This is a genomic window from Zooshikella ganghwensis, from assembly GCF_018263875.1.
GTDB classification, from domain to species: domain Bacteria; phylum Pseudomonadota; class Gammaproteobacteria; order Pseudomonadales; family Zooshikellaceae; genus Zooshikella; species Zooshikella ganghwensis.
This window is the reverse complement of sequence record NZ_JAEVHG010000025.1, coordinates 41,881-66,240: the sequence shown is the minus strand read 5'-3', so window position 1 is coordinate 66,240 and position 24,360 is coordinate 41,881. Positions and strand designations below refer to the sequence as shown.

The following is a 24,360-nucleotide window of genomic DNA, read 5'->3' as shown; positions in this document are numbered from 1 at the left end:
GGGCGGGGTTTTCATTCTTTACACAATACTGAAATTAGGGACATCAATTCAGACTTATTGTTTATTGAAATCGCCATATAAAACCCTTGCTCTTTTTTGGGATGTTTTTTTATCACAACTGCATGACTAACTTTCATTGAGACGGTATGGCTTAATTCTTCTAGAGATAGGTTGTCTAACTTGCTTAAGTCGTCTTTTTTAAGTTGTTTTATGTAAGCTTGGATAGTTTTTAAACGCCACTGTTTTTCAAAAGCAATTTTTAGAATAGTTATTTGTAAGCTTACATCATTTATTGTTAGTAGTGGTCGTAAATAACTGAAAGGTAAGTTGTATCTTCTGATTAACTCAATAACTTTTGGGTTTAAATGAGCAATTCTTGCAAGGTGAGAGACTTTCGACCTGGAACAGCTAAGGGCTTTCGCTATCTCTTGCTGAGTTTGTTTTTGTTTTAAAAGCAGACGGCACCGTTCTACCAAATCCCAGTTACTCATTAGTTTCTCTTTGTGTAGCATTGCTACACAAAATACTACATACTTCTAGCTTATAATACAATATAAGCCCTATAAGTATAATAAAAACAGTAAGTTATGATTGATGTAGAGTAAGTGATACTGTGATATGTTCCACATAAAACATTGGAGTTTGCTAGTTCTACCTCTTGAAAATAAGCCCAATATGGGTAAAATATATAAATATTAGGTTGGAAAATTACCACCACTGCCCTAGCCTTCTCCTTCTGTATCATTGAGAATCGAGGTGAATATTTATGATGGACAAACAACAATCAGAAGTACAGTGTAGTATACAACTTATGCCTAGTTGGACAGAAGTAATAAAAGGAGAAATGATAACAAATCCAGATCCTTTACTTGGTGGAATTATTGATAGGCAGATTGTTAGTCGTGAATGGTTTATTGTCTTTAACAATGATGAAATATCAACAAAAATAGGCTTTAAGTCACTTATAGAAGCAATTAGAGCATTTGAAAAAACTATTCCTAAAGCAAAAATCTTAATAAATTAAAAACATAATTCGAATTTATAGAAAATCGGTAAAGGAAATAAGTATGAATCTTATAAACTCATATAATGAAGATATTTTAGATATTTATAGAGAGTCAAGAAGCTATACTATGAGAAAAGCAAACCCACTTTTATTTAAAGTTATAGTTGGTGTTGGTATTACAATAATAGTATTAACACTTTTAACATCTATCCTAACTAAGGATAGCGCTATATCTTATACACCATTATTTTTTATGTTAGCTGTGGGCTATAATATTTCATTATTCATTGTTTATAAGCTATACGAGAGAAATAGGATGAAAAAAATATCTATATGTAATGATGCTTCAAAAATGATATTCCCTAATAATGAATCATTACTAAGATATAGCTTGTTTTACAAAAAATTAGAGAAAAAAAATATAACTAAGAATGATATTTTGAAATATTATAAATTATCAGAAAAGTTAGATAAATATGTAAAAAATATATTTGAAGTATATTCAAAGCATGTTTGCTTGTTTATACCTATTCTGGTTGCTGCAATAATGAACCCAGCTTTCATATACTTTAAAGGTGATGGCTCTAAGCTCGCGGCCGCTGTTCTAATGGTAATTATGATAATACTTGCTTTATGGTGTTTCTTATACCCAAAAAAGGATAATAGACAAGAGCTTAAGCTATTTTTAGAGTATTACTGCTTAAATAAAGGCTGGGAGATAAATAGTAAATAAGTAGTATAGAGGGCTTCCACATGCCCTCCCCTTTCCATCTGCCCATTAAAAAAAAGGCCATAAAAATATTGCTGAAACTACTAATAAGGACGCTGAAGTAAATAATATACCTAATTTCTTACCATTTTTTATTTCATCCTTTACTTTATATGCTGAAATTATAGATGCTCCTGCACCAGATACAGCGATAATCCATCCTGCTGGAGTATTAGCTAAAGAATAAAAAATTGTGCTAAGGAAGCTTTCTGAAGGGGTTTTAAGAGCCCAAAATGGTAATTTTCCACTACCCAAAACATAACCTATAAAAATGCACAACGCTCCAAAAAGTGTAATCCCTATCGAAGTAACTCCCCATATTTGCCAACGTTTAGCATCTGTCAATTTATCTGCTAAGTTATTACTTGTTTGAGTTACGGCACTTGTTAAGGAGTTTAGTGCTTTTTTTGTTTCAGCTTCAGCGACTAGTTGCACTGTTTCATTAATATCATTGAGTACTTTAGAAGTATGAGAAGATATTTGTGTTGGAATGCGTCGATATAAGGTTTCATATGATTCTAGCGCTATGAGAATTTCCCATAGCGCGTCATTATCGCTTAAATTAAGCGTGTCTTTTATACGATATAACCGCTTAATTTCTTTTTCAGAAGGCTGTCTAAGCAGTAATTTTTCGAACGCATGTTCGATTTTAGACATCCATTAATTCCCCAAACATAACTCGAAGGTCTTTGCGCCATCTTTTAAGTTCTGCGCGATTACCCAGAGGTAAGTCAGCAATAGCCTTATTGATAGCCAATCTGCGAGTAAATAAGTCATCACTAATTCTATCAGCAACTTCAGGGAAGTTGATAGACTTACCACCCTTCTCTTCTATATTCTTTTTGATTGCTGAAGAGTTATATAGCTCAAATTTTTGTTCTTCACCAAAATAATTGTTTCTTACAACGTGTATATCTGACTCAGAAAATGTTTGCATATACTCTTTTAGTAGTTCTAAGCTATCACGTTGTCTATTTACTACCCAAAATGTGATTAAATCTCTATTTAACTCTTCTAGAGATATCTTTAAGTTTTCACCATGGGAAGCTACACCGCTGTTATTTCTAGCAGCAGTATTTACAACGACAACTGAATTAGGATTTTCATCACATACGTTGACAAAATCTACCCACCCATTTCTGTGGTCGAGATCAATCAGCTCAGTCTTTGTTACGTCCTTATACATCTTGGCCACATCTGGATTTGATGTATCAGACTCGATAAGTAATACATCAATATTTGTTCTTTCATTGTTTGCATCAAAAAGCAGTGTATCAAGTAGAGCTATACACAGTGTGGATTTACCTACACCACCTTTCGAACCCCCAATCATGTAAATTGGCAAATTTTTTGATTTTTTGCTCATGCTTTGTACCCTCAATACTTAAATACTTATATATCGTCTGAGTCTTCTTTTAATGCGAATGAAGAGCGTCGCCCCGAAGAAACACTGGTGTCATCCATAGTTGTGTTGGTAGCTGTCTTAATAGCTATTGTGTTATCTATAGATGCTTCGGTAGCTGGTTCTTGCTTTGGTTTTGCAACTGTGGCTTTTTTGTCTGGAGAGCTGCTTTTAGCAACTTTTGAATTTGGGGTGGAAGGTGTTTCAACTTTAGCTCTTACTTTAGGCTTCTTTGGTTTGTTTTTCTTTGCTTCTGCAACGTACTGTGTGAATGTACGTAAGCTAATCTCAACTCCTTTTGATGAAATGACAGTGTGTATTTCTTTAAGTGTGTGTCCTTGTTTCTGAAGCTCAATGATTTCATCAATCATAAGTCGTATAGCTTCATTTGAACTGATAGCCTTATTTTTAGGCTCAGGAAGACTTGAAAGCTCTTTCTTTATATCTTCAATAGCATCTAGTGTAATCATCGTCATTGGTGTAGTCAGCTTGTAGAGAGGTGGTTATAACTGTTGCTGATAGTTTGTTGTGAATACCATAGTAAATACAGAATGTTATGCTGGTATCAGTATTGAATGCAGTATAGCGTATAGTATTGTATGTTGTATAGTATATAGTCTTGTATATTGAGTTGTATTCATACTGTATTAAGTGTTGTTTATAGTTATGTTATATTTATCGTATAAATAATTAATTTTTTATAGTCACAATACTTGCCATCAGTATTGGGTTAAAGTTGTATTCAATCTGTTAGTTAGTACAAATTTTCTATTGTCTTACAAACTGTTTCATATATTGTTTACTGTATTGACTATAGCGATGATTCATAACATGTCACTGCCATCGTATAGTTCACGACATAGCTATAGATATAAAGCTTGTGCTAAGTATTGAATCTATTATTGTCATGAATGCTGAATCTGATCTAGTCCTAAGTATTGATAGCATATAGAGCTTCATACTGTGGTATGTATTGCTTGCTGTATTGATTATAGTGATGATTCATAACATGTCACTACCATCGTATAGTTCACGACATAGCTATAGATATAAAACTCGTACTAGGCATTGAATCTATTGCTGTCATGAATACTGAATCTAAGCTAGTCCTAAGTATTGATAGCATATAGAGCTTCATACTGTGGTATGTATTGCTTACTGTATTGACTATAGCGATGATTCATAACATGTCACTACCATCGTATAGTTACCGACATAGCTATAGATATAAAACTCGTAATAGGTATTGTATCTATTATTGTCATTAATACTGAATCTAAGCTAGTCCTAAGTATTGATAACATATAGAGCTTCAGACTGTGCTATGTATTGCTTGCTGTATTGACTATAGCGATGATTCATAACATGTCACTACCATCGTATAGTTACCGACATAGCTATAGATATATAAGTCGCACTATATTAGTAGTTAGTATTAACATCATATAGTGCTCAGTATTGTGATATGTATAGTTAATGGTTTTGTTAATTTTATAGTGTTTTGTTATACAACAGATTGATACCGATATTGTATATGGTATAGTTTTTCTGAGATGTAGAACTAGGGACAGGGTAGGGCTTGCTATACCGCCATAAATGGACGTTATAGCAACCGGCGTCATTCCAGTCGTTTCACTCCCTACATTCTGCCTGCCTCCCTGCTCAGGGCAAGCCCCGAGACCCCAACTAAAAGTGACCAATATGAGCCAAAGTGAAAATAGGAAAAAGACCAAAATAATAATGGTAAGAGTTACTGAAGATGAAAAGGAAGTATTGAAAGAAAAAGCCTGTGATACAGGTGTCAGTGTTCCTGAGTTTTTGAGGCGTGCAGGTTTAGGCAGAAAGACAAAAAGTAAAGTTGAATCTCAAATCATTAATGAGCTGAATCGACTTGGTGGACTTCAAAAACATCTATTCAATGAGGGGGGGAAGGGTAAGCTGTGGTCAAAAGAATATGCTGAAATCTTAAAAGCGATTAAAGAGGCTATAGGAAGAGTGGGGCAATGAAATGTTAGCGAAAGTTCCGCCAAAACGCTCCGATGATAGAAGTAGCTTTAAAGACTTAATTGAGTATGTATCAAACAAAGATGAGGACGAGGAAAGTTTAAATGACAAGCACGATACAAGCGACAGAAGAAGACACAACGAAGTTCTTGATGCTATTAGAAGAAATCTCAAAGAGTCAGCTCACAATATCAAAGCAATTAGAAGAGCTGATCCAGTTAATGCAAATGCCATCAGAGCCTATATTAGAAATATTGGAAAAGCTCTTGAAGTTAACAGAAGAAGATATGAGCGAAGTGGTAGACAGTTTAAAGCAGAAAGTGGAGGCGTAAATGGCTATAAACATCAGCGAAGTTTGTCCCGCACTAGAAACAATCTTGAATCAGCAGAACGACATATCAGCAAAACTGGAAGAGTTGATCTCGACTTTCAAGAAAGAGCCAGAGCCAATAGAGCCAACCTTACTTTCACTGCTGGAGCCATTGGCATTAAAAGTAGAGGAGATGAAAGAAGTAGTAGAGAAAAAGTAAAAAAAACAAGTGAAGAGTTGCTTAGAGATATTAAGTCAAACTTAAAAGCAGCCAATCACTACCTAAAGAACATGGAAGTAAACAGTAATGCAGCCCTAAACCGCTTTAGGGTTGTATCTGAACTATCAAAGCTGTATCAATGGCGGCAGTTAAAGATGATCCGTCGTATTAATAAAAATCTCGCAGATGGGGATCGCTTCCTTAGCCAGTTGAAAGATCTTGATGATGAGTTTAAAGAAAAAGTTAGAGCTAGGTTTAGGTCGAACTCACTTATTAGCCAAGCACAAAATTTTAAAAAAAGGGAAGGGGATTCACTGGACTCTCAAGAGCTAGAGAGTGAATTAGCTTTCTTGCTAGATGATGCTGAGTATCGCAGAGAGAAAACGCCTTCAAACATTTCTTGTCAACATAACTGCTTATCACTAGAAACAGCTAGTGCAGAAATGAAAGCAGTTGCTGACCAAAATGTCAGAGTTAAAGACCCTGTTTATCATGTTGTATTATCTTGGCCGGAAAGTGAGTCGCCAACCGATGAACAAGCATTTGACTGTGGACTTCATGCAATGAAGTCTGTGGGGATGGAAGGTCATCAGTATGTATTTGCCATACATCGAGATACAGACAACATACATTTACATATGTCAGTCAATAGGGTTAACCCATACACATTAAATGCTGTCTATCCAGACAGAGATTACTTTAAGCTAGATAAAGCGATGAGAGAGCTTGAACTTAAATATGGCTGGGAGCATGACAATGGACCTTACACCGTATTTGAGAGGAATGGAAAGAAAGTCATTGATTGGTCAAGTAAGCAACCAAATACAAAAGAAAAACAGCCTTCGAAAGCCTTGGACATGGAGCGCTTCACAGGGCATGAGAGCTTTTACACTTATGCTAGAGGGGCTGCAAGAAAAGATGTAGTAGAACTATTAAAACAGTACAAATTCACCTGGCAAGAGTTGCACAAAACATTAGCGAAGCATGGACTTGAGATTCGTGAAAAAGGGCGGGGCTTAGCAGTATATGATGCATTTAATAAAAGTACCGTGCCAATTAAAGCAAGTGATTTACATGAACAGCTATCTAAACCACGACTTGAGAAGCGTTTAGGAGCATTTCAAGCATTTGAGGGCGGAAGGGAAGAGGCTCTTAACCAAACAAAAGATAAATACGACAACCTTCGAGAGTTAAAGCGTGATCCAGTACTTAGAGAAGAGCGGAGACAAGAGCGGGCTGAGGCGAGGCGAAGGTTAAAAGAAAACTATCAAAAATATAAGAAAGAGTTTAAGTACACGCGGCTAGATGCTGATCTGGTGAAAAGCTTGTATGCAGAAATAAGAGATGCATCAAGAAGAAAGAGAGAGCATGTTCGTGAAACAATTTACGATATAAGCATTAGGAAGCAGCAATATAGTATTATTGCGTTTGAAACATTAATGGCGCGTGAAAAGCTAAAAGCTGACTTAAGAGAAAAGCGTGAAATACTAAAGCAAGATCCAACCAATATAAGACTATCCTATCGTGACTGGGTAAAACTACAAGCAGTGCTTGGGGATGATGCAGCTATAAGTCAATTACGTGGCTGGGCTTATGCTGAAAAGCGTAAAGCAAAAAGTATAGCTTCAATAGAGTCAGATAATTTATCGAATGGTATTCGAACACAAGCGCATGAAGATCCAGTGGCATTTGAAATTAGTAATTTAGACTTTAATGTGAGTGATACGGGTTCCGTAGTATATATGAGAGGGAAAGCACAAATATTTACTGATCATGGTAAAGTTCTGGCTATGAGTAGTGAAAAAGAAGTGACTCATAAGGATATTGAAATTGCATTAATGGTAGCTAAGGAAAAATATGGGAACCAGTTCGAAATTACTGGTACAGATAATTTTAAACAGAAAGTTTTAGAAGTGATTGATGCTAAGAAGTTAAGTGTTGAGTTGACAAATCAAGACTTAAGCAAGCTGAAACATCAGGAAACAATACATAAAAGTAAGCTAAATAAGACAAATAAAGCAAAGTTGAAGTAATAAAATTGATTAGTTATATTTTGTATTGTACACTCTATACAAAATAATCAAGGGGCTAAATAAAAGTTATGGTACCGCGTAGATATAATATAGCTTTAATACTTGGATGTTCGCTATTCGTAGGTTGCGCTTCTAAGCAGTTTAATGAAGATACTTCAGTTGTTGATCAGTTGATATTAGATTCAGCAAAAAGAATTCAGAAGACGCAAACTGATTTGTATCACGCTGCTGCCATTAACAAAAAGCGTGGTCGATATAACATGATCATGACTAATCATCAGCCTATTAATATTGCATGGGATGGTGATGCTCTTCAATTATTAAATAAGCTTGCGCGTGATAGAGGTTTGAAGTTTGCATTTACAGGGGTTAGGCAGCCACTACCTGTTAGTATTAGCGAGGAAAATACTACGTTTAACGAAGTTATTCGGAATATTTCCGCACAAGTAGGCTACAGGGCAAATGTTGCGGTATATTCTGACAAATTATTACTGCAGTATAACCCACCAAAAAAGCAGTAATCAGGGATTGTAATTATGAAGCCTCAGATAATTTTAATACCATTACTTTTAGCGGCTAACATTACCTTAGCAAATAACAGTGTGGATGCCGAAAGTGAAAAACCAGAAAAATCAGAGCCTGTAACGCTTGATGATTTACTTGTTCCTGCTGCTGAAGAAGAAGTCGAGGTTACTGATCTTAGAAGCCAAGTTCTAGAGGATGCGGGATATAGTGTAGGTTTGCAAGGTGGCCTGGTTGCTCGTGCGAAGCTATTGATTGAGAAGCTGGACTCACGAGAAAAAGAGCTAAATCAACAGTTTCAGTTTAGCTCAATAATGACTTCAAATGGGAACTTACCCCCTATAATTGTAGAAGCTCAAGATTTAGCGTCATTCGAAAAAGAACAAATTAGGACAGCAAGCCGTGTTTATAAAATCCATAGACCGGAAAAGTTTGTTTCTGTGCCTCCAACATGGAGAGATTATTTATATATCGGTTTACCTCTTACAAATAATATAGACCTTCCTGATAAATCAGCTAGACCTAAAAATAGTGAAGAGCAAGAAATATGGGAAAAAGCAGTTAAAAAAGGGTGGAAAGATGGTCATAAACAGGCTGATGAGATTCTAGAAGAGAATTTCAATCGTTTAACCAGAGACTTTGTTGGAATGATGCGGTACTCAATCTTGCTGCAGAACAATATGATCTCAAAAACTCAAGTAGCAGAAACTCAGCAAACTGTCACTGGTGATGAAAATGAGTTAATCATTGGCGATAAACATCGTAGGTTTGTTGATAAAGCTAAGTTTGAAACTGATTCAAAAAAATGGGAGCCATCTGTGACTCGTGGTAATCGATGGGTGATTAAAAATACGCAAGAAAATAGAGTGACACCTATTAAGCAACCACAATGATAGACTTTGAACAATTCAACTTCCATGGAGAGCTTGACTCAGGGGAGTTCAAGCGGTTTCTAAAGTACTGTGCTGACAAGAACGTTTCAGATATTTTGGTTCAAGGTGGAGACTATATTTGGGTTGAGTTATATGGACGCCAAATCAAGGCTACGACTCATACCATCAAACAAGCTCACTTATCAAATTTAATATCTACTTTTTGGTCTGCAGATGTCGAGGCTGCATTAGGCTCAGGTTATGGTGCAGACCGAGCTTTAGAAGTTTATGGTGAAGAATACGGGATTCCTAGAGGGGAATACTTAAGATTTCGATGTAACTTTATTCAGGCTAGGGTTGCCCGTGTTAATGAAGCTTACGCTATAACAATGCGTATTATCCCATCAGAACTACCTGACTTGAACAAAATGAGCATTGAAGAAGAGCTATTTCATGCTTTTTACCCTGCTATGGGTATTGTTCTAATTTGTGGTCCAACAGGTTCTGGTAAGACAACACTTCAAGCAGGCATTTACGCTTATGCAGGAAAGCACTACCCAGACCGAAAAGTAATTACCTACGAAGATCCTATTGAATTCATACTCGGTGGATCTCACTGGAAAGGCCCACAGCCTGCGCAATCGCAGATAGGACGTGACATACAAACTTTTGCTGACGGTATCAGGAATGGTATGCGCCGTAAGCCATCTATTATCGGCATTGGGGAAGCCAGGGATTTGGAAACGATGGACGCAATGGTAGAGGCTGGCCTAACAGGACACCTATGTTTTGCAACTGTGCATACTGAATCTGTAGCAGAAACGATTAACCGTGTTATACAGGTTTATCCTCCTGCACAGCAAGCATCAGTGGCTAGCCGATTAATGGGAACACTGCGAGTGATTGTTGTTCAGCGGCTATTGAAAACCCTTGATGGTAAGCGTGAAGCTATTCGAGAGTTTGTAGTATTTGACAGAGAGTTGAGAAATGAGCTGCAGGATCACTCATATGATCGGTGGGCTCCAATGTTAAGACAGAAGCTAGAAAATGCAGAAAAGACAATTGATGATAAAGCTTGGCTGCTATTTAAAGAAGGGAAAATAGATAAGCAGGAATTTATAGAGTTGGCGGGTTATAAGGCGTTTAGAGTAAGGGATGAGCGCAATGCTAAATAGAGATGATGAAAAAGAAGCTTATAATACGCCAAAAGGCATATCAATTTGGAAGTATGCTTCACATGATGAAACAGTTTTTGGTATTACTCCTGTTGCTTACGCACCACTATTTATCTGGCTTTATCATTGGTCTTGGACGACGTTTTATATAGCTGCGGGAACGATAGTTTTCTTTTCTATCCTCAGAAAGTTTGGTTTTAGCTTTAAAGTTATCTGGGCCAAATTCTTACATATTGTTCGAGGGTCAATTATTCATGCTAGGCCCTGGTGGTATAGAAATAGATTTCGAGGCGATATTTAGCCCCTATTTGATGTGACTTACCCAACACCATGAAAAAATAAATCGTAGACACTTTGCGAGGGCGTTATGCGTTTATTTATTGCAGAAAAACCGGATGTTGCTAAAGCAATAGTTGCAGCGCTTGGGGTAACGCCAAAGCGAGAAGATGGTTACTTTGATTGTGGCAATGATAAGATTACTTGGTGCTTTGGTCATATGCTTGCATTGTGTGACCCTGAAGATTACGACGAGCGTTATGCAAAATGGAATAAAAATGATCTTCCAATTATAAATATTCCCTGGAAATATAAAAAAATACCTAAGTCGAAGAAGCAATTAAATATAATACTATCACTACTTAAAGAAGCTGATGAGATAGTAAACGCATCAGATCCTGATGAAGAGGGTCAATTGCTATGTGATGAAATATTGGTTTATGCAAATAATAAAAAGCCGGTTAAACGACTACTTATTAACGACAATAACATTAATGTTGTAAAAAAAGCTCTAAATAATTTACGAGATAACAGCGAGTTTTATGGTCTGTATCAGTCAGCGTTGGCGCGCTCGGTTGCAGATCAAATGTATGGATACAACATGACTCGTGTTTGTACTTTATCTGGTCGCGAGAAAGGGCTTTCTAATGTTCTTAGCGTTGGACGTGTACAAACACCAATTTTGGGGCTTGTTGTACATCGGGATAGAATTAATGAGGATCATAAAGCCAGCAAATACTATACTTTAACTGGTCACTTTGACTTTGATAACCAAGCAGTTAGTGCAAACTTTAAACCAAAATCTGATGATCCAATTGATGATAAAAAGCGTGTAATAAGCAAAGAGTTTATTGAAAAAGTTGCGAAGACTTGTAAAAACAAGCATGCAACAATCGTGAACGTACATAGCGAAGAAAAAGAAGCTGCCCCGCCATTACCATACAATTTACTTTCACTTCAAGCTGATGCTAGCCGAAAATTCAATATTAGTCCTGATGAAACGCTTACAATTACTCAGAATTTGAGAGAGAAATACAAGCTAATTACATATAACCGCTCAGATTGCGAGTATTTGAGTGATGAGCAACACGAAGACGCTACAGGTGTTTTAGCAGCTATAGCTGAAACTGCGCCAGCACTTAAGGGAGCAGCAAGTAAAGGTGATCCTTCAATTAAGAGTAGAGCTTTCAACTCTGCAAACGTTAGTGCTCACCATGCAATTATCCCAACCGAGGCTACAGCTAACCTTGAAGGCTTATCTAAACAAGAACAGCAAATATATTTACTCATTGCACGACAGTATATTGCGCAGTTTTTTCCGAAACAGTTATACCGACAAACAGGCTTATCAATTGAGTGTGAAGGGTACGAGTATCAAGTTACCAGTAAAATGATCTTAAGAGCCGGTTGGACAGCTTTGTATAAAAATGATCAAGATAATGATCAGCTAGAAGCCCAGGGCGATACAGATAAAGACCTCAGTATTTTCAAAACTAATACTGAAGGGTTCTGTACTGACACTATGGTAGAAGAGAAAGAAACTAAGCCACCAGCTCGATACACTGAAGCCACGTTGCTAAAAGATCTGGCTTGTGTAGCTAAATACATTTCAGATCCTGAAATAAAAAAATCCCTCATTGAAAAGGATAAAGGGAAAAAAGGTGAGCATGGTGGAATCGGAACGCCTGCAACTCGAAGTACTATATTAAAAAACCTGCTGGATCGGGGCTATTTGGAGAAGAAAAACAAGAAAATTATCAGCACAAAGCTAGGCCGTGAATTTCATGATGTGCTACCTAAGTCGGCTGTTGTGCCAGATATGACAGCCATTTGGCACCAGCAACAGAAGCTTATTCAAGACAACTCGTTAAACCTTAATCAGTTTTTAGAAGAGTTTTGTGGTTATCTGTCAGCTGAGGTAGAGCGTATCAAAGCTGAGGGTTTAGCCATCAAAGCCAATGTCCACTTCTGCCCTGAATGTACAAAAGCACTTCGACGTATTAAAGGTAAAAATGGCTACTTTTGGGGTTGTACTGGCTACCAAGATGGCTGTAAAGCTAGTTATCCCGATAATAAAGGTGAACCTGATTTGACACTAAAACCAAAGCCCAAGGCTGTGGTATCAAGTTTTAAGTGTGAAGCATGTGGAAGCGGCCTTATAAGAAGACCTGGCAAAAGGGTTGGTAGAAAAGTCGGAGCTTCATGGTGGGGTTGTTCAGGATTTCCAACTTGTAAACAAAGATATTCTGATGAATACGGTAAACCTAATTACTGCAGTTAAGATTTAAGAAGATAGGCTATGCAAATGTTAAAAGTATCTGTAATTGCTGCAATTATTTCAGCATCTATTTCTTCGCATGTATATGCAACTCCTACAAATATTGATGATGTTGCTATATCAGTAAATGAAGTCTATCAGGAAGCTACCAAGCAACAATTGGCTAGCTTTAAAGCTTTAGTGAAAATATACCAAACAGCTATAAAGGAAAATGCATCGGAGAATTTACTAAAGCAAATCGAAGCGCCACTGATCTTACATATCCTTACATTAAACACCAATGGTAAAAAGGCATTATGTGAAAGCGACTATGGTGAATTTAAGAAGATTATTGGTGATAAAAGACTAGCAGGATTAATTGAAAACTATCAGTTAACGCTTTAAAAATCATGTGGAGACTTTAATGAAAAAAACTATTATTGCAGTTTTAGTGTCTGGTTCAGTGGCACTTACAGGGTGTCAAACAACTAACCCATATACGGGAGAAGCAGAATACAACAAAACCAGCAAGTATGGTGGCATTGGTGCACTAACTGGAGCAGTTATTGGCGCTCTAGCAAATGGAAAAGATGGAGCGCTTGCTGGTGCAGCGATTGGCGCAGCTGCAGGTTCTGGCTGGGGCTATTATGTTGACCGTCAAGAAGATGCATTAAGAGAGCATTTACGTGGCACGGGTGTTCGTGTTGTACGAAACGGCGATCAACTTTCGTTGATTATGCCTGGAAATATTACATTCAATACCGATTCCTATGATATTCAAGCTGGATTTTATCGCACCTTAAACTCTGTGGGTATGGTCTTACGGGAGTTTGATCAAACTATTATCGAGGTGGCAGGGCACACAGATAGTACTGGCGCTCATACTTATAACATGCAACTTTCTGACAAACGTGCACGAAGTGTTGCAAGTTATTTAATAAATCAAGGTGTGATGGCAAATCGTGTTCGTCCTGTTGGTTATGGCCCAGACCGTCCAATAGCTAGCAACAGTAATTCACAAGGTCGTGCACAAAACCGCCGCGTTGAGATCAATCTGTATGCTGTGGAAGGCGTACAATACCGATAGTAGAACGCAATTCTGTATAGGGTATAAAGATGGGATTATTTGTTAGTGTTGGCCTGTATTCTGATCTCCTCCAAAATGATGCCGAAGGGGCGGGCTTGCTCAAGAGAGGGTTTGAAGATTTAAATGCTGTTTTAAGGAAAAATGGTATTGAGCAGCACATTGAGCCAGAAGCTACTTTCTATTTAAATAATAGATCCGCATGTAAATCTTTTTCATATTCATATCTTCACTATTTAAGGCGCTTTTACGCGAATATTATTGAAACTCCAGATTGGAGACCAATGCCTGTAAGTGATGGTGTTGATCCTGCAACTGACACAGTACTTGAAGAGCAAATGATGATGTTCTCAAGTCATTTGCTTTGTCATTCTGACTGTGAAGGCTTTTATTTGCCAATAAAGTTTAACGATATTCTTGTTGGTGACAAGGTTCCAGGTGGTTTACTTGGCTCAAGCTATATGCTTTTCAAGGAGCTTATAGAAATAGCACCAAAGTTAGGCATAGAGTTGGAAAATGGTGAATTGTCAGATCAAGAAGCTCAAAGAATCAACCTTATAAATGAGTCTAATAGTAGCTTTTATCGTGAGTATTGCGTATGGATTGCACTATATGAAGCTGCTCGCCTTAGCATAAAACATAAGTCTGCTATTAGTTTTTGCTGAAGACTTCTTTTCCAAGGATGGACATACTTTGAGGTTTCCTCCTGGGAGCCTGAGAGGTGAGATGGCATCAAACATCTATAAAAACGACTGATTTCAGTTCAACATTCTCTATGCCAATTTGTTTAGGTATTAACAGCCCCAAGTTTCTAGGTTTATGTGGTGACCAGCAATTTCGGAACAGTTCTAGTTTAAGTACAGTGGTACGAATATCTTTGGATAATTTTTGCTTAATATAAATTTCATCTCCTTCATAAACTTTAAGTGAATGCCCCTCTGGCACACCGGTTATAACTATACCCTTTCCTTTAATAGCAAACTTATCTTCAACAATAAAAACTTTTTTCACAAGTGTTCTCACATATGACGCTCCAGAATGTGGTCGAGTAATAAAGTTGTTTACTAAACAGCGGTCTACGGCCTTTAACAACTTTATTACTCGACCACACAAAATAGAGGTATGCTATATCTAAGAATACAAAACCTATAACAATAGACCATCCTAACATAAAAATAATATATCAATTCATAGCCAAATTTCCTTAGCAAACGTGCCATAAACCCTCACCCAATGCTGGAGAGAATATAAGGCGCAAAGCCTGACTAGGGAGGGGAGCAGTCACTTTAATTCAATATAAAGAGCAATATGAGGGTCTATCATGACTTTGACCAACCCTCAGTATTTACCATGCTTGGATGGTCTATTATTTATAAATGTTTCTCCAAAACTCTGATGCCGAATTGCCAGTTGAGCGATTAACACGCGGTCCACTAACACCTGCTGACGGAATTTCCCCTTCTAAGGGAGTACCTTTTGTAGCATTTCTTGCAGCATCATTAATTCGTTTATTTACACCACTTAAAATACCATCAATTTGACCATTTACAGCACCTACAGCATCATCAACTTTCTGACTTACCATACGACAAATTTGCTCTTGTATACGCTTAAATATCGCAGCAAGAGATGGAAACTGTGGTGTAGTAAATATTGCAGTAATACTACCAACACATCGACCTAAAATATTACTCGATGACCTTTCTTTTCGTGCTACTTCATATGCTGCATCTTTATCCAGTTTGAATCCATCTTCAGCACCTTTGACCGCCGCTTCAGCTGTACGACATGGAGCTGAGTTTACTACACCAGATAAGATTAATAAGCACAAAGTCATTATACTGATAACATTAGAGATTCTCATGGTCTTACGGCCTTTGGTCTTGGGGCACTTTTCGTACTTTGGTTTTCCAGTGAGTCATTCACTGGCTTTTTCTCAACAGTTTCTTTGCTCTTATAGTCTTTGACCTTTAGTGAGTCATTTTCCCTTTTTTGGGAATTCTCATGCTGTATTTTTTGAGGCTGCTTGAAACCTAGTGACTCATGAATTGTGCTATCTGGCTTACCTTCAAGTTTGGCCTGCATTATAGTATTGCCAATACGGAATAGCATTTGATCATAGTTAACTTCTTTACCATCCGTGCGGCTATTCACAGCATTACCATGACCTAACTGCTTCTGTGTATCACCAAGGTAACCAACTAATTTGTAACTAACTTTATTATCATCAGTTTGTTGTCTAATCGCTTGAATTGGGTATGCTTGGTTATTTTTAGTTAAAAAGCCTTCTAAATTACCGTTTTCCGCTGGATATAACTTAAGCGTTGCATCTTCACCATTAGCTAGTTTCTGCTTTGCAGTTAGAAGAACCTCCTTTCCATCTGCCTGGTTGATAGCCCAAGTATTACGATGTGTCTGTATTTTTTGAGTATCGACCTGTTGACCATATGCGTCGTATATTGGCTTTTCTACTGTAACAGCTTGCCTGCCTAAATTTTGAAGCTCTATATTATCTCCGACCTTCACACCACTTTCGTAAATCGCACGTTCAAGATCTACCCCCCAAACAGTTTTTATATCTCCAGAAAAACCCTGTGTTTGGACGTAAAAACTATCACCTTCATTATCCTGAAATTGGTACTTAGCGTGACCAAAGCCAACAAGCCTAACCCCATTACTATCGGGCTTCTGATTGATTGATTTTTGACTGCTTGCCTGGGTATTAAAATTCTCTTCTTTTTCAGACGGCCCCTTAACCATTGTTGGTTCAATAGTGTATTGCGGCCCCCCAGTTAAATCAGAGTACGTGCTTGCAACCTTCTCTGCGTCATCTCTTGTTTTAAAGTGCCTAGCGTCTTCAATTGAATATGACCAGCCTGCATCGTTCTTTAAGTATTTTGTCTCATTTTCAGCACTTTTATGGGAAATAACAAACTTCTGGTCTAGAATCTCTTCGAAATTCTTTCTTCCTATAGCTCCATCTTGCTCTTTAGGTTGACTCTCAGCAACTTTAACCTCAGCAGTGCTTAGCTCTGCTTCTTTGTTTTTCAAAAGCTCTTTTTTATATGCATCTTGTGCTGGGCTTTTAAGGTTGACCTCAATATTGTGATTTACAATTAACTCTATTGCTCTTTTCTTAAACTCTTCGCTTCCCGTTAACTCAAATGATCCGTGATACTTTTCTTTTGCAAATAATACTGCGGCAACTATAGCTTTGTCGTCTTCTGACTTACCTTTTACTATTGACAGGTGGTCACCATGATCTATAAATACAGGCTCTTTATCCACTAAATAAGTTACAGAGTCGTCATCATTTGCTCTATAACTCATACTATCAAGAACTTGCTGTGTTATTGGCTTATGATCGAGATGAGCTGATTTTAATTTCTTTAATGCTTCTTCAGGATCTAATGGTTTATCATCAGGGTTTTCATTTCCTGAAGTAAATCCATTTTTAACTTCTGTTTTATTTTGTTTTAAACTTTCTTCCTGTTCCCTTGATTCAGCCAATAGGTTATTTATATTTTTTATTTCTTCTGCGCTTGCATTGCGCTCTGGAGCTTCAACCATGGACTTAATCTTCCTATAACCTTCCTGTAATTCACTAATTTCACTTGGGGTCATTGAGCGAGTTCGCTCTTCATTTATCTTATTTGCTGCTTGAGGGGTCTTTGACCAGTCATTATCAACAGTTTGATTACTGTATATTTCTTTATGGTCTTTGTTATATAAGGTGATTTTATCAACAAGTTTCTGTGATTCAGCCAAACCTACTACATCAGCAAGCCCTTTATAGGCAACATCATGATTATCTTTTGTGGCAAAGCGTCCATGGCCATACGCCATTTTTTGGGTTTCGTACCTGTTATATATCCGTTGCTGGCTGACTTTTTCACTTACAGACATTGCACGAAACTCAACGATATAACCTGCTTGTTTAAGCCCTCTAGCTAGCTCGTCAAATGATTTTGGGTCTTTAGATGTTTGATCAACGATTATATTCCTACGGTTTTGTGCTGCAGATTTGATAAGTTCAACAGCCCACTGGCTCGCATCCTGATGAGTTAGGTTTGCAGCCTGCTTATCATTGTTTCTTAGAAGCTTACCGTAACTTGGATGTTCCTTTCTTAAAACATCTGCATCTACTATGATGCAACCCCCTCTATCACTGAGCTCTGTTGCAGCCGCTTCTGTGATGCCAGACTTTCCAGAGCCTGGCTGGCCTCCAGTAATAATTGCTATAGGACTTTTCTGTGCTTTACTAAACTCTAAGTAATCTTTTTCAATCTTTTCTTTAAATATTTCATCATGTAGAGCCTTTGGAAGTATATATTCGTTGTTATCCATCTATACCTCAACTACTCATATACGTTTTAACTATAGGGCCATACTCATTAATTATAAAATCTATTTTATTGTGATCATTAATGCGTAAATTATGTAATTCCTTCCTATATGAAGTACTTTCCGCCATCCATTTATCAATTTTTTCCTGATCTGGTTTTGCTTTAGCTTTTTCTTCATATATCCATTCAGCACGGATAGAAATTAACATTCCTATTATTTCTTGTGCTGTTTCGTATCTAGCTAGCTTATCTGACGTACTTAGTGTCATTAAAAAACCTTAATATCACCATTTTTAATATCGATAGCTCTACAACTTACCTTGGTTCAGTAAGTTGATGTTAAACACGTTATAAAGATGCAATCTGAGTGTATTGGGAGAAAATATATACAACACTGTGTGCAAATATATCAGATTGTCATTTATCAGTTGATGTATAATAGCTCTATGAGAATGACATTTTTTTGTATAGTATATAATACACGAAACATATTGCTTTATAAAGCAACTATAATTGAAGAACTGCGAGCATATGACATTATCTACAGAATTGACTCAAAGAACGGCTGATGATCTTGAAGCATGGCGGCTTAAACATGGTCTTACAAAGCTTGAAGCATCCATGGCGTTTGGTATTACAGAAAATAACTGGATCAACCTCACAAAGCCAGATGTGCTCGCTAAGCCTCTACAAGATGCTGTGATTGTTATGCATTTAGAGCTATTCAATCAACATCCAGAGCTTGTTCCGAACAATAAACAACCAGATATCAAAGAGTTCTACACATTTCTAGGACTTAAAGATGACCCTAAAGACCGTGAAATGTTTGCAAAGCTCATAGGTCGTTCGACATCATCAGCATGTCGTCTATTGATGCATGATGGTACAACAAGTAAAGCCGTATCTATGTGGATACAATCACTAGTAAAGCTAAATTTAAGTCCGAACAAAACGTTACTACTAATGAAAAAAATAGCGAAAATATAAAATAACCTGGCTTAATTATGACTAATACTGTAAGTGCAATTGTTTCACTTTCTACTATTTATTTTCACGAAGGCGACATATCAAAAATTTCTAATATAAAGTTGAGAGATTGTACGAATTACATGTCTAATAGCAATACAGAGCAAGCTTTATTCGCACTGTATGGTCATCAAAGCAAACACCTGTGTTACGCAAAAGCCACAGAGTTTGCTAAAAAGCTGCAGCTGGACTTTACTATCATTGACTTTGATGTCGTACTATCTAAGCCTCGTTACACTCAAAGGCTAAAGCCTGATGATTTAAGTTATTATGAGTTCATATCAACAAACAGAATGACAAAAGCAACCATTCAGCAGCTTGAGCGATCTTTACAAGAAACAAATAGTGATTTTAGTGATAACGATAGCCTAATCAGTTATCTAGCTTCAGAGCCAGACAAGGCAGCAAATTTATTAAACCACCCCAAACTTAGACACATCAGAGTTTTTAACTACCAAGGTAAAACACTGTTCCATGATAATCCTGTGAATATCGGAATTATACCTCAGCGCCACTATAAATATATTCAAAACCCTGTCTGTCGCTTTTATTCACACATAAAAGTTACAGTATAATTTTTTCTTCCTTCTGCCCTTTAAAAACAATGAGTACCTAGAAAACCCCTATCATTTATGCTAGTGTATACTTGCTATTATGTTATGCGTTGAGAAAAGAAAAACCGCAGTCTTTGCAGACTGCGGTTTTTTTATTTCTACATTTTAATATTTCCCAACCTAGTATCGAATAAAAAGGGCTCAGGATCAGTCGTTTCTAGCATGTTATATAAAGAGTGAGATCCATTAAGAACTATATTGTACTGCATTGGCACTACAACCGAAGGCACTTTAACAGCCAATATGCCCTGCTCTAACATATATTCGCCAAGAAACTGTGTAGCTTCTGAATACGTACTTGATTTCCAGTCATTATCAATATCAGCTGTATCAAAAACTTCAACTGCATTATCAGGGATATTTATCTGAAATAGACAATATTGATTGACTAAATCATCGATAGAATTGGTGTGTACGAGAATTTCTAGCGCTGCAAGTGATGGGCTATCTGATGTATATAAGACAGGTATACCCTTTCTGTTCCATCTACCTCCAGCTTGCTCAGCACCTCGACAACTCATTTTAGTTGACCTATAACGTTTACGGATTAGCCTGTAGCAAAGCATTTAGTAAACGCTCCACTCGATCCGGATTAGTTCGTCTTCAACCTCTCTTGCTCCTGGTTCCGTGCGGCACAGATCGATAGGGGCTATATTACCAAGCATTTGCTTTGGCTTGATAAACCACTCTTTTGCTTGGTTTTTATCACCAAAAGTGTTCAAAGCCATTTCCCAAAGTCTTACAATACGCACTCCCGCCTCAGATTCACCAATTGGCTTCAATGAAGGCTCTGTCTTACGGCGGCTGAATGTTCTTGGCTTCATTTGCAGAATATAAGCCATCTTTTCATCTGACAGCTCAAGCTGACTCTGTAAAGACAATATGACCTGCGTCTTAAGCCCCTTTTCAATCGTATCGATCAAAAAAACGGGGTCTCGCCACTGTTTGATTAATACACCAGGTGTGTTCAACTTACTTGCAAAACCTTTCAAGTCTTTTGCAGATAGTTTTTTTTGCTTAAATTCTGTTGTAGAGTTTTGCATAATTTTTTCCTATGCCAAATGGCGTAATGTGATCGCCATATATGTAGTGTAGCACTCAGAATAATTACTTGCAATATGGCGAATATATAATGCCATTTGGCATGACCTATGCAAACTTTAATTGGTCCTATCTCCTTACTTGCCTCTCTGCTTGCGTCATACGAGGCTTGGATTCTTGATTTTTCCGCATAGCTACTGCTTGTTGTGTGTTGTTATGCGTTATACCTAAACTGTCTGTGAGTTGTTTATTAAAGTCTTTAGCTGTAGGTATATCTCGCTCATAACTTAATGCAGGGTTATTTTCTTTTAATATGCCTTCAACTTGCTTGGAGAATGCTTCACCTTGCTTATCATTATCAAAAGCTCCAACCACTTTCATGTGTGACGGCAAGCTTTTAAACATCTTGGCTAATAATTGTGGTTGATTTTCGTTCATAGACCCACCGATACTTGCATAGCGGGTGTAGCTACTAGGCTTCAACTCATAATGGCTTAGTGCATCTATAGCTGATTCCGATACCACGAGTGTATTATCTTTACCAGTTCGAGAACGTGACAACCATAAACCCTTTTCACCACCTTCAACAAACCCTGTAAAGTTTTTATTTTTCTTTTCGAACCCACATAAACCCTTTTCATTGTAGTGTGGGAATAGAATATTATTATATTGTCCTACCTTCATTGTACCGAAAAATCGTGGGTTATTTATTGTGTTGTTTGATATTCCTCTACTATTTAAATACTTGCTGTCATTACATATATCAGTAGAAAAATACTCACTTTGAACAGCTAATATATCTTTTTCTACGGACTGCAATTTACCATTATAGCCTTTAATTTCAGGCTTTGGCATCCTAGCGAAATCTCTAAGCTTTTTTCTTACTTCACCAAGATTACAGTGATCCATTTTTTGAACGAAATCTATAATTGAGCCTTTATTATCCTCATTATAAACAGACTTATATACATAATGTCCGCCGCCCTTATCCTTAAACACCAAGATTTGTTCTTCTTTGCCAATTCTCAACTTTTGGCAGCTTTTACTACTTTCTGATCGGACTATTTCAAAGCCTCTCGATGCAGCATACTGCACAAGGTCTATATCCGTTTTAAATCTCTCTAATTCATCTGCATCTTTAAATTTCTTGTCCGCATTACCTGCAAAACCCTGATGACTCATGACTCTACCTCATCTGTCAGCATTTCAGGAGTTAACTCAAGATCATCATAAACAGCTGAGTGCATATAGCCTGTATAACCATCAGACTTAGCCTGGTACATTGCCCTTCTGGCCGCTTCATACAAGAAAACTCCACGCTCTGTTGCGTTTAGCTTATCGTCATCACTCAAACCATCCATGCCACTTGCAGCTTCTTTTACTGCATCCAGAATAGGGTCATCTAAACCATGGTAATAGGGCTTTTCGCCAATAGAAAACTGTTTGATAACGCCCGCTTCACTACCAATTTCTGCTTCATTTACAGGTTTCATAAAATCAGGTTTTCTGCTTAAAGAAGGTCGCTCTACTTGTATAAAACGATTTATTCTAACTTGCAGCTTTTGAGAAACCTTTTTATCAGAAGGTATATAAAATGATTGTGTAGGTATTACGCTGTCTTTAAAGACTAATACACCTTCACCACTGTTCAGTCTTTTTAGTTCAGGTAAGGTTATACGATCCTTTTCATAGACACTTGTAGTATATTGCGCTTTATATGAATGACTTAGTGAACCTTGGACTGTGTCATGGCCCGACAGCATACTATAATATGCAGTTCCTGCTGCCTTGCGGACCATTTCAAAGGTATCTTCTGGATCTTCAAGTGCTAATACCCACTTGACCTTAGTATTCGCTATCATCGAAGCATACTCACCAGAGCCGTCACCTCGCTTGAGCGCTTGAATATCTTGAAATGCAGATACCAGCATAAACCCCATTGAACGTGCTTGAGCAAACATGACTGCAATGCCTTCAGCAAAATAGTAGCCAAGCTCATCTAAAAATATAATGTAAGGGTTGGGTGAGTTCGTTGACTTAACATCAATGAGTGTTGAGTATCCCTCAATCTGCTCACCTAAGTTTCTAGCCATCATCAAGCGTGTAGCAGAGACAAATAGTTTTCCTAATGATCCAGCTTCACTTGAGGACTTATCCATAGAAGGGATTAAAACAATAAGAATTCTATTGTTTAAAAGCACATCTTGCATATCAATTTCTGCAAATGTATCTTCAAAAATATACCCATAGGTATCCGACATCATGGTTATTGGATCAATAAAATCACGTGCCAAATAGCCATGCTGGGTAAAAACTTCTGGTTCCCACTCTTCAGGCTTATCAATTAAGTTGATATTAAAACCAGGTAACCCTTGTTCCAGATAGGTTTTTAAGGATGAAAATGCTTTTTCAGGTATCTCACCTCTAATGCCTTCTTTGTACAATTTAACAAGGCCATGCAATTCCATGTTTTTTTGAATTTCAGAAATGGATAGCTCTACTTCACCTTTAGCTCTTTTATAGCAAAGCGTTCGAACAACTGCAGACATCATAGCGATGGCAGCCTTTTGCCATTTTGCCCCATCGCCTGTAGCCTTGGGCAATAATGAGGTTAATAGCTGAATAATGAAGTCTGCTGTACCATCAGAAAACGGATTTATTGAATTACTTTGCTCGTTAATTGGTGCATCTTGGGCACGCTTTTCCTCTGCCTGGACCAACCTTTCATACGGGTCTTGGCCTCCGCGTAAATAATTCAGTACAAGGAAGTCATCTTCTCTACCAAGACGACGTGTAAGACACCAGTGACTAAAAGGGAGCTCATTAGTCCCTTTACCATCAGCGATCGTATAACCAGACCCCCAACATAGCCCGTTATAAGACATACCGTTGATAGTTTCGGTTTTACCACCACCAGTGGTCGCAGGTAATGACATATGAGTACGCGCATCCGAGTTTGTTAGCCAAAGCTCTCTCCCTACATCTTTTAGGTCTTTAGAGCGCATAAAGCCAAGGTACATTATCCCACCAGAGTCAGCATATCGACGTACAGGCTTTGTATTTTTAAACAATCCAAACAGAAATGAACTTTCCTTAATCGTTTCTGTGTAATCAGTTCGATCTATACCGCCAATGTCTTTCGGCATACGCAAAGGCATATGAAACTTATAATCTTGGTAGGAGAGCACCAAAACCCATATCACTATCAATGAAACAGGCCAAAATGCAGGCATATAAAACTGAAAAAGAATTACAGCAATAAGCACTTTCCTAAAGGTTGCTGGACGAAATAGCGCTTGTGCAAACCTTTTACCTGTTGATCTTGTATCCCTAACCAGTTGATCCCTACTTAACTGATCAGGAGATAAATGGTTTGGTGACTTAACCATTAGCTACTGAGCTC

At 37.5% G+C, this 24,360-nt stretch carries 26 protein-coding genes; 14 read left to right on the top strand and 12 right to left on the bottom strand.

Annotated elements, in window-relative coordinates; translation table 11 throughout:
- Nucleotides 1-11: 11 nt before the first annotated feature.
- Entirely contained in the window at nt 12-491 is a 480-nt protein-coding gene (locus KHS79_RS23215; RefSeq protein WP_212722518.1) for a ParB/RepB/Spo0J family partition protein, read from the bottom strand.
- A gap of 275 nt (nt 492-766) precedes the next feature.
- Here KHS79_RS23215 and KHS79_RS23210 point away from each other — a divergent pair, with 275 nt between their 5' ends.
- Together KHS79_RS23210 and KHS79_RS23205 are read left to right on the top strand one after the other, a co-directional pair.
- Nucleotides 767-1,024 (top strand): hypothetical protein, encoded by a 258-nt coding sequence (locus KHS79_RS23210; RefSeq protein ID WP_212722517.1) that lies wholly within the window; start codon nt 767-769, stop codon nt 1,022-1,024.
- A gap of 43 nt (nt 1,025-1,067) precedes the next feature.
- Nucleotides 1,068-1,739, top strand: coding sequence for a hypothetical protein (locus KHS79_RS23205; RefSeq protein WP_212722515.1), 672 nt, complete (start codon nt 1,068-1,070; stop codon nt 1,737-1,739).
- A 45-nt stretch (nt 1,740-1,784) separates the two neighbouring features.
- On the opposite strand, the gene KHS79_RS23200 is transcribed toward KHS79_RS23205, so the two are convergent.
- Genes KHS79_RS23200 through KHS79_RS23190 form a run of 3 tightly spaced genes read right to left on the bottom strand, consistent with a single transcriptional unit; the run spans nt 1,785 to nt 3,653 of the window.
- Complete coding sequence (locus tag KHS79_RS23200) at nt 1,785-2,432, bottom strand: hypothetical protein (protein WP_212722513.1); 648 nt, start codon at nt 2,430-2,432, stop codon at nt 1,785-1,787.
- Nucleotides 2,425-3,141 (bottom strand): nucleotide-binding protein, encoded by a 717-nt coding sequence (locus KHS79_RS23195; protein WP_212722511.1) that lies wholly within the window; start codon nt 3,139-3,141, stop codon nt 2,425-2,427. The genes KHS79_RS23200 and KHS79_RS23195 overlap by 8 nt, the downstream gene beginning before the upstream one ends.
- Before the next feature lie 26 nt (nt 3,142-3,167).
- Complete coding sequence (locus KHS79_RS23190) at nt 3,168-3,653, bottom strand: hypothetical protein (RefSeq protein ID WP_212722509.1); 486 nt, start codon at nt 3,651-3,653, stop codon at nt 3,168-3,170.
- A 1,225-nt stretch (nt 3,654-4,878) separates the two neighbouring features.
- On the opposite strand from KHS79_RS23190, the gene mobA reads away from it, so the two are divergent.
- From mobA to KHS79_RS23140, 10 genes are all read left to right on the top strand, one after another.
- Nucleotides 4,879-5,184, top strand: a complete 306-nt coding sequence (gene mobA / locus KHS79_RS23185; RefSeq protein WP_212722507.1) for a plasmid mobilization protein MobA — start codon at nt 4,879-4,881, stop codon at nt 5,182-5,184.
- A 1-nt stretch (nt 5,185) separates the two neighbouring features.
- On the top strand, nt 5,186-7,744 hold the full coding sequence (gene traI / locus KHS79_RS23180) for a TraI/MobA(P) family conjugative relaxase (RefSeq protein ID WP_212722505.1): 2,559 nt from the start codon (nt 5,186-5,188) through the stop codon (nt 7,742-7,744).
- Nucleotides 7,745-7,812: 68 nt separating this feature from the next.
- Entirely contained in the window at nt 7,813-8,265 is a 453-nt protein-coding gene (locus KHS79_RS23175; protein WP_212722502.1) for a DotD/TraH family lipoprotein, read from the top strand.
- A gap of 15 nt (nt 8,266-8,280) precedes the next feature.
- Nucleotides 8,281-9,159 (top strand): type IV secretory system conjugative DNA transfer family protein, encoded by an 879-nt coding sequence (locus KHS79_RS23170; RefSeq protein ID WP_212722500.1) that lies wholly within the window; start codon nt 8,281-8,283, stop codon nt 9,157-9,159.
- Entirely contained in the window at nt 9,156-10,313 is a 1,158-nt protein-coding gene (traJ, locus tag KHS79_RS23165; protein WP_212722498.1) for a plasmid transfer ATPase TraJ, read from the top strand. Before KHS79_RS23170 ends, traJ begins: the two co-directional genes overlap by 4 nt.
- Nucleotides 10,303-10,614 carry an IcmT/TraK family protein gene (gene icmT / locus KHS79_RS23160; protein ID WP_212722496.1) on the top strand — a complete coding sequence of 104 codons (312 nt, stop codon included), beginning with the start codon at nt 10,303-10,305 and terminating at the stop codon, nt 10,612-10,614. Before traJ ends, icmT begins: the two co-directional genes overlap by 11 nt.
- A 66-nt stretch (nt 10,615-10,680) precedes the next feature.
- The gene (locus KHS79_RS23155; RefSeq protein WP_212722494.1) at nt 10,681-12,870 is read left to right on the top strand and encodes a DNA topoisomerase 3; all 2,190 of its coding nucleotides are present in this window, start codon (nt 10,681-10,683) and stop codon (nt 12,868-12,870) included.
- 18 nt (nt 12,871-12,888) lie between these two features.
- The gene (locus tag KHS79_RS23150; protein ID WP_212722492.1) at nt 12,889-13,251 is read left to right on the top strand and encodes a hypothetical protein; all 363 of its coding nucleotides are present in this window, start codon (nt 12,889-12,891) and stop codon (nt 13,249-13,251) included.
- A 19-nt stretch (nt 13,252-13,270) separates the two neighbouring features.
- Nucleotides 13,271-13,933 (top strand): OmpA family protein, encoded by a 663-nt coding sequence (locus tag KHS79_RS23145; protein ID WP_212722489.1) that lies wholly within the window; start codon nt 13,271-13,273, stop codon nt 13,931-13,933.
- A gap of 29 nt (nt 13,934-13,962) precedes the next feature.
- Nucleotides 13,963-14,595: a hypothetical protein gene (locus tag KHS79_RS23140; protein ID WP_212722488.1), complete on the top strand. Its 633-nt coding sequence runs from the start codon at nt 13,963-13,965 to the stop codon at nt 14,593-14,595.
- 67 nt (nt 14,596-14,662) lie between these two features.
- Here the strand turns inward: KHS79_RS23140 and KHS79_RS23135 are convergent, their stop codons facing one another.
- The 4 genes from KHS79_RS23135 to KHS79_RS23120 all read right to left on the bottom strand — a co-directional run bounded on the left by KHS79_RS23135 (nt 14,663) and on the right by KHS79_RS23120 (nt 18,545).
- Nucleotides 14,663-14,953, bottom strand: a complete 291-nt coding sequence (locus KHS79_RS23135) for a hypothetical protein (protein ID WP_212722487.1) — start codon at nt 14,951-14,953, stop codon at nt 14,663-14,665.
- Between the two features lie 343 nt (nt 14,954-15,296).
- Complete coding sequence (locus tag KHS79_RS23130; protein WP_212722486.1) at nt 15,297-15,794, bottom strand: hypothetical protein; 498 nt, start codon at nt 15,792-15,794, stop codon at nt 15,297-15,299.
- On the bottom strand, nt 15,791-18,277 hold the full coding sequence (locus KHS79_RS23125; protein WP_212722485.1) for a zeta toxin family protein: 2,487 nt from the start codon (nt 18,275-18,277) through the stop codon (nt 15,791-15,793). The genes KHS79_RS23130 and KHS79_RS23125 overlap by 4 nt, the downstream gene beginning before the upstream one ends.
- Nucleotides 18,278-18,284: 7 nt before the next feature.
- On the bottom strand, nt 18,285-18,545 hold the full coding sequence (locus tag KHS79_RS23120; RefSeq protein WP_212722484.1) for a hypothetical protein: 261 nt from the start codon (nt 18,543-18,545) through the stop codon (nt 18,285-18,287).
- Between the two features lie 262 nt (nt 18,546-18,807).
- Between KHS79_RS23120 and KHS79_RS23115 the strand changes: the two genes are divergently transcribed.
- Together KHS79_RS23115 and KHS79_RS23110 are read left to right on the top strand one after the other, a co-directional pair.
- Nucleotides 18,808-19,263 (top strand): hypothetical protein, encoded by a 456-nt coding sequence (locus KHS79_RS23115; protein ID WP_212722483.1) that lies wholly within the window; start codon nt 18,808-18,810, stop codon nt 19,261-19,263.
- A gap of 122 nt (nt 19,264-19,385) precedes the next feature.
- Nucleotides 19,386-19,877 carry a hypothetical protein gene (locus tag KHS79_RS23110; RefSeq protein WP_212722482.1) on the top strand — a complete coding sequence of 164 codons (492 nt, stop codon included), beginning with the start codon at nt 19,386-19,388 and terminating at the stop codon, nt 19,875-19,877.
- A 137-nt stretch (nt 19,878-20,014) separates the two neighbouring features.
- On the opposite strand, the gene KHS79_RS23105 is transcribed toward KHS79_RS23110, so the two are convergent.
- The 4 genes from KHS79_RS23105 to KHS79_RS23090 all read right to left on the bottom strand — a co-directional run bounded on the left by KHS79_RS23105 (nt 20,015) and on the right by KHS79_RS23090 (nt 24,346).
- Complete coding sequence (locus tag KHS79_RS23105; protein ID WP_267910773.1) at nt 20,015-20,482, bottom strand: RES family NAD+ phosphorylase; 468 nt, start codon at nt 20,480-20,482, stop codon at nt 20,015-20,017.
- Complete coding sequence (gene parS, locus KHS79_RS23100; RefSeq protein ID WP_212722479.1) at nt 20,483-20,959, bottom strand: type II RES/Xre toxin-antitoxin system antitoxin; 477 nt, start codon at nt 20,957-20,959, stop codon at nt 20,483-20,485. It abuts the gene before it with no gap.
- Between the two features lie 127 nt (nt 20,960-21,086).
- Nucleotides 21,087-22,139 carry a toprim domain-containing protein gene (locus KHS79_RS23095; protein ID WP_212722477.1) on the bottom strand — a complete coding sequence of 351 codons (1,053 nt, stop codon included), beginning with the start codon at nt 22,137-22,139 and terminating at the stop codon, nt 21,087-21,089.
- On the bottom strand, nt 22,136-24,346 hold the full coding sequence (locus KHS79_RS23090; protein WP_212722474.1) for a TraM recognition domain-containing protein: 2,211 nt from the start codon (nt 24,344-24,346) through the stop codon (nt 22,136-22,138). Before KHS79_RS23090 ends, KHS79_RS23095 begins: the two co-directional genes overlap by 4 nt.
- Nucleotides 24,347-24,360 lie beyond the last annotated feature (14 nt).

Coding starts and splice junctions, on each gene's coding strand:
- KHS79_RS23215 (WP_212722518.1), bottom strand. CDS start 491: ATGAGTAACTGGGATTTGGTAGAACGGTGCCGTCTGCTTTTAAAACAA.
- KHS79_RS23210 (WP_212722517.1), top strand. CDS start 767: ATGATGGACAAACAACAATCAGAAGTACAGTGTAGTATACAACTTATG.
- KHS79_RS23205 (WP_212722515.1), top strand. CDS start 1,068: ATGAATCTTATAAACTCATATAATGAAGATATTTTAGATATTTATAGA.
- KHS79_RS23200 (WP_212722513.1), bottom strand. CDS start 2,432: ATGTCTAAAATCGAACATGCGTTCGAAAAATTACTGCTTAGACAGCCT.
- KHS79_RS23195 (WP_212722511.1), bottom strand. CDS start 3,141: ATGAGCAAAAAATCAAAAAATTTGCCAATTTACATGATTGGGGGTTCG.
- KHS79_RS23190 (WP_212722509.1), bottom strand. CDS start 3,653: ATGACGATGATTACACTAGATGCTATTGAAGATATAAAGAAAGAGCTT.
- mobA (WP_212722507.1), top strand. CDS start 4,879: ATGAGCCAAAGTGAAAATAGGAAAAAGACCAAAATAATAATGGTAAGA.
- traI (WP_212722505.1), top strand. CDS start 5,186: ATGTTAGCGAAAGTTCCGCCAAAACGCTCCGATGATAGAAGTAGCTTT.
- KHS79_RS23175 (WP_212722502.1), top strand. CDS start 7,813: ATGGTACCGCGTAGATATAATATAGCTTTAATACTTGGATGTTCGCTA.
- KHS79_RS23170 (WP_212722500.1), top strand. CDS start 8,281: ATGAAGCCTCAGATAATTTTAATACCATTACTTTTAGCGGCTAACATT.
- traJ (WP_212722498.1), top strand. CDS start 9,156: ATGATAGACTTTGAACAATTCAACTTCCATGGAGAGCTTGACTCAGGG.
- icmT (WP_212722496.1), top strand. CDS start 10,303: ATGCTAAATAGAGATGATGAAAAAGAAGCTTATAATACGCCAAAAGGC.
- KHS79_RS23155 (WP_212722494.1), top strand. CDS start 10,681: ATGCGTTTATTTATTGCAGAAAAACCGGATGTTGCTAAAGCAATAGTT.
- KHS79_RS23150 (WP_212722492.1), top strand. CDS start 12,889: ATGCAAATGTTAAAAGTATCTGTAATTGCTGCAATTATTTCAGCATCT.
- KHS79_RS23145 (WP_212722489.1), top strand. CDS start 13,271: ATGAAAAAAACTATTATTGCAGTTTTAGTGTCTGGTTCAGTGGCACTT.
- KHS79_RS23140 (WP_212722488.1), top strand. CDS start 13,963: ATGGGATTATTTGTTAGTGTTGGCCTGTATTCTGATCTCCTCCAAAAT.
- KHS79_RS23130 (WP_212722486.1), bottom strand. CDS start 15,794: ATGAGAATCTCTAATGTTATCAGTATAATGACTTTGTGCTTATTAATC.
- KHS79_RS23125 (WP_212722485.1), bottom strand. CDS start 18,277: ATGGATAACAACGAATATATACTTCCAAAGGCTCTACATGATGAAATA.
- KHS79_RS23120 (WP_212722484.1), bottom strand. CDS start 18,545: ATGACACTAAGTACGTCAGATAAGCTAGCTAGATACGAAACAGCACAA.
- KHS79_RS23115 (WP_212722483.1), top strand. CDS start 18,808: ATGACATTATCTACAGAATTGACTCAAAGAACGGCTGATGATCTTGAA.
- KHS79_RS23110 (WP_212722482.1), top strand. CDS start 19,386: ATGTCTAATAGCAATACAGAGCAAGCTTTATTCGCACTGTATGGTCAT.
- KHS79_RS23105 (WP_267910773.1), bottom strand. CDS start 20,482: ATGCTTTGCTACAGGCTAATCCGTAAACGTTATAGGTCAACTAAAATG.
- parS (WP_212722479.1), bottom strand. CDS start 20,959: ATGCAAAACTCTACAACAGAATTTAAGCAAAAAAAACTATCTGCAAAA.
- KHS79_RS23095 (WP_212722477.1), bottom strand. CDS start 22,139: ATGAGTCATCAGGGTTTTGCAGGTAATGCGGACAAGAAATTTAAAGAT.
- KHS79_RS23090 (WP_212722474.1), bottom strand. CDS start 24,346: ATGGTTAAGTCACCAAACCATTTATCTCCTGATCAGTTAAGTAGGGAT.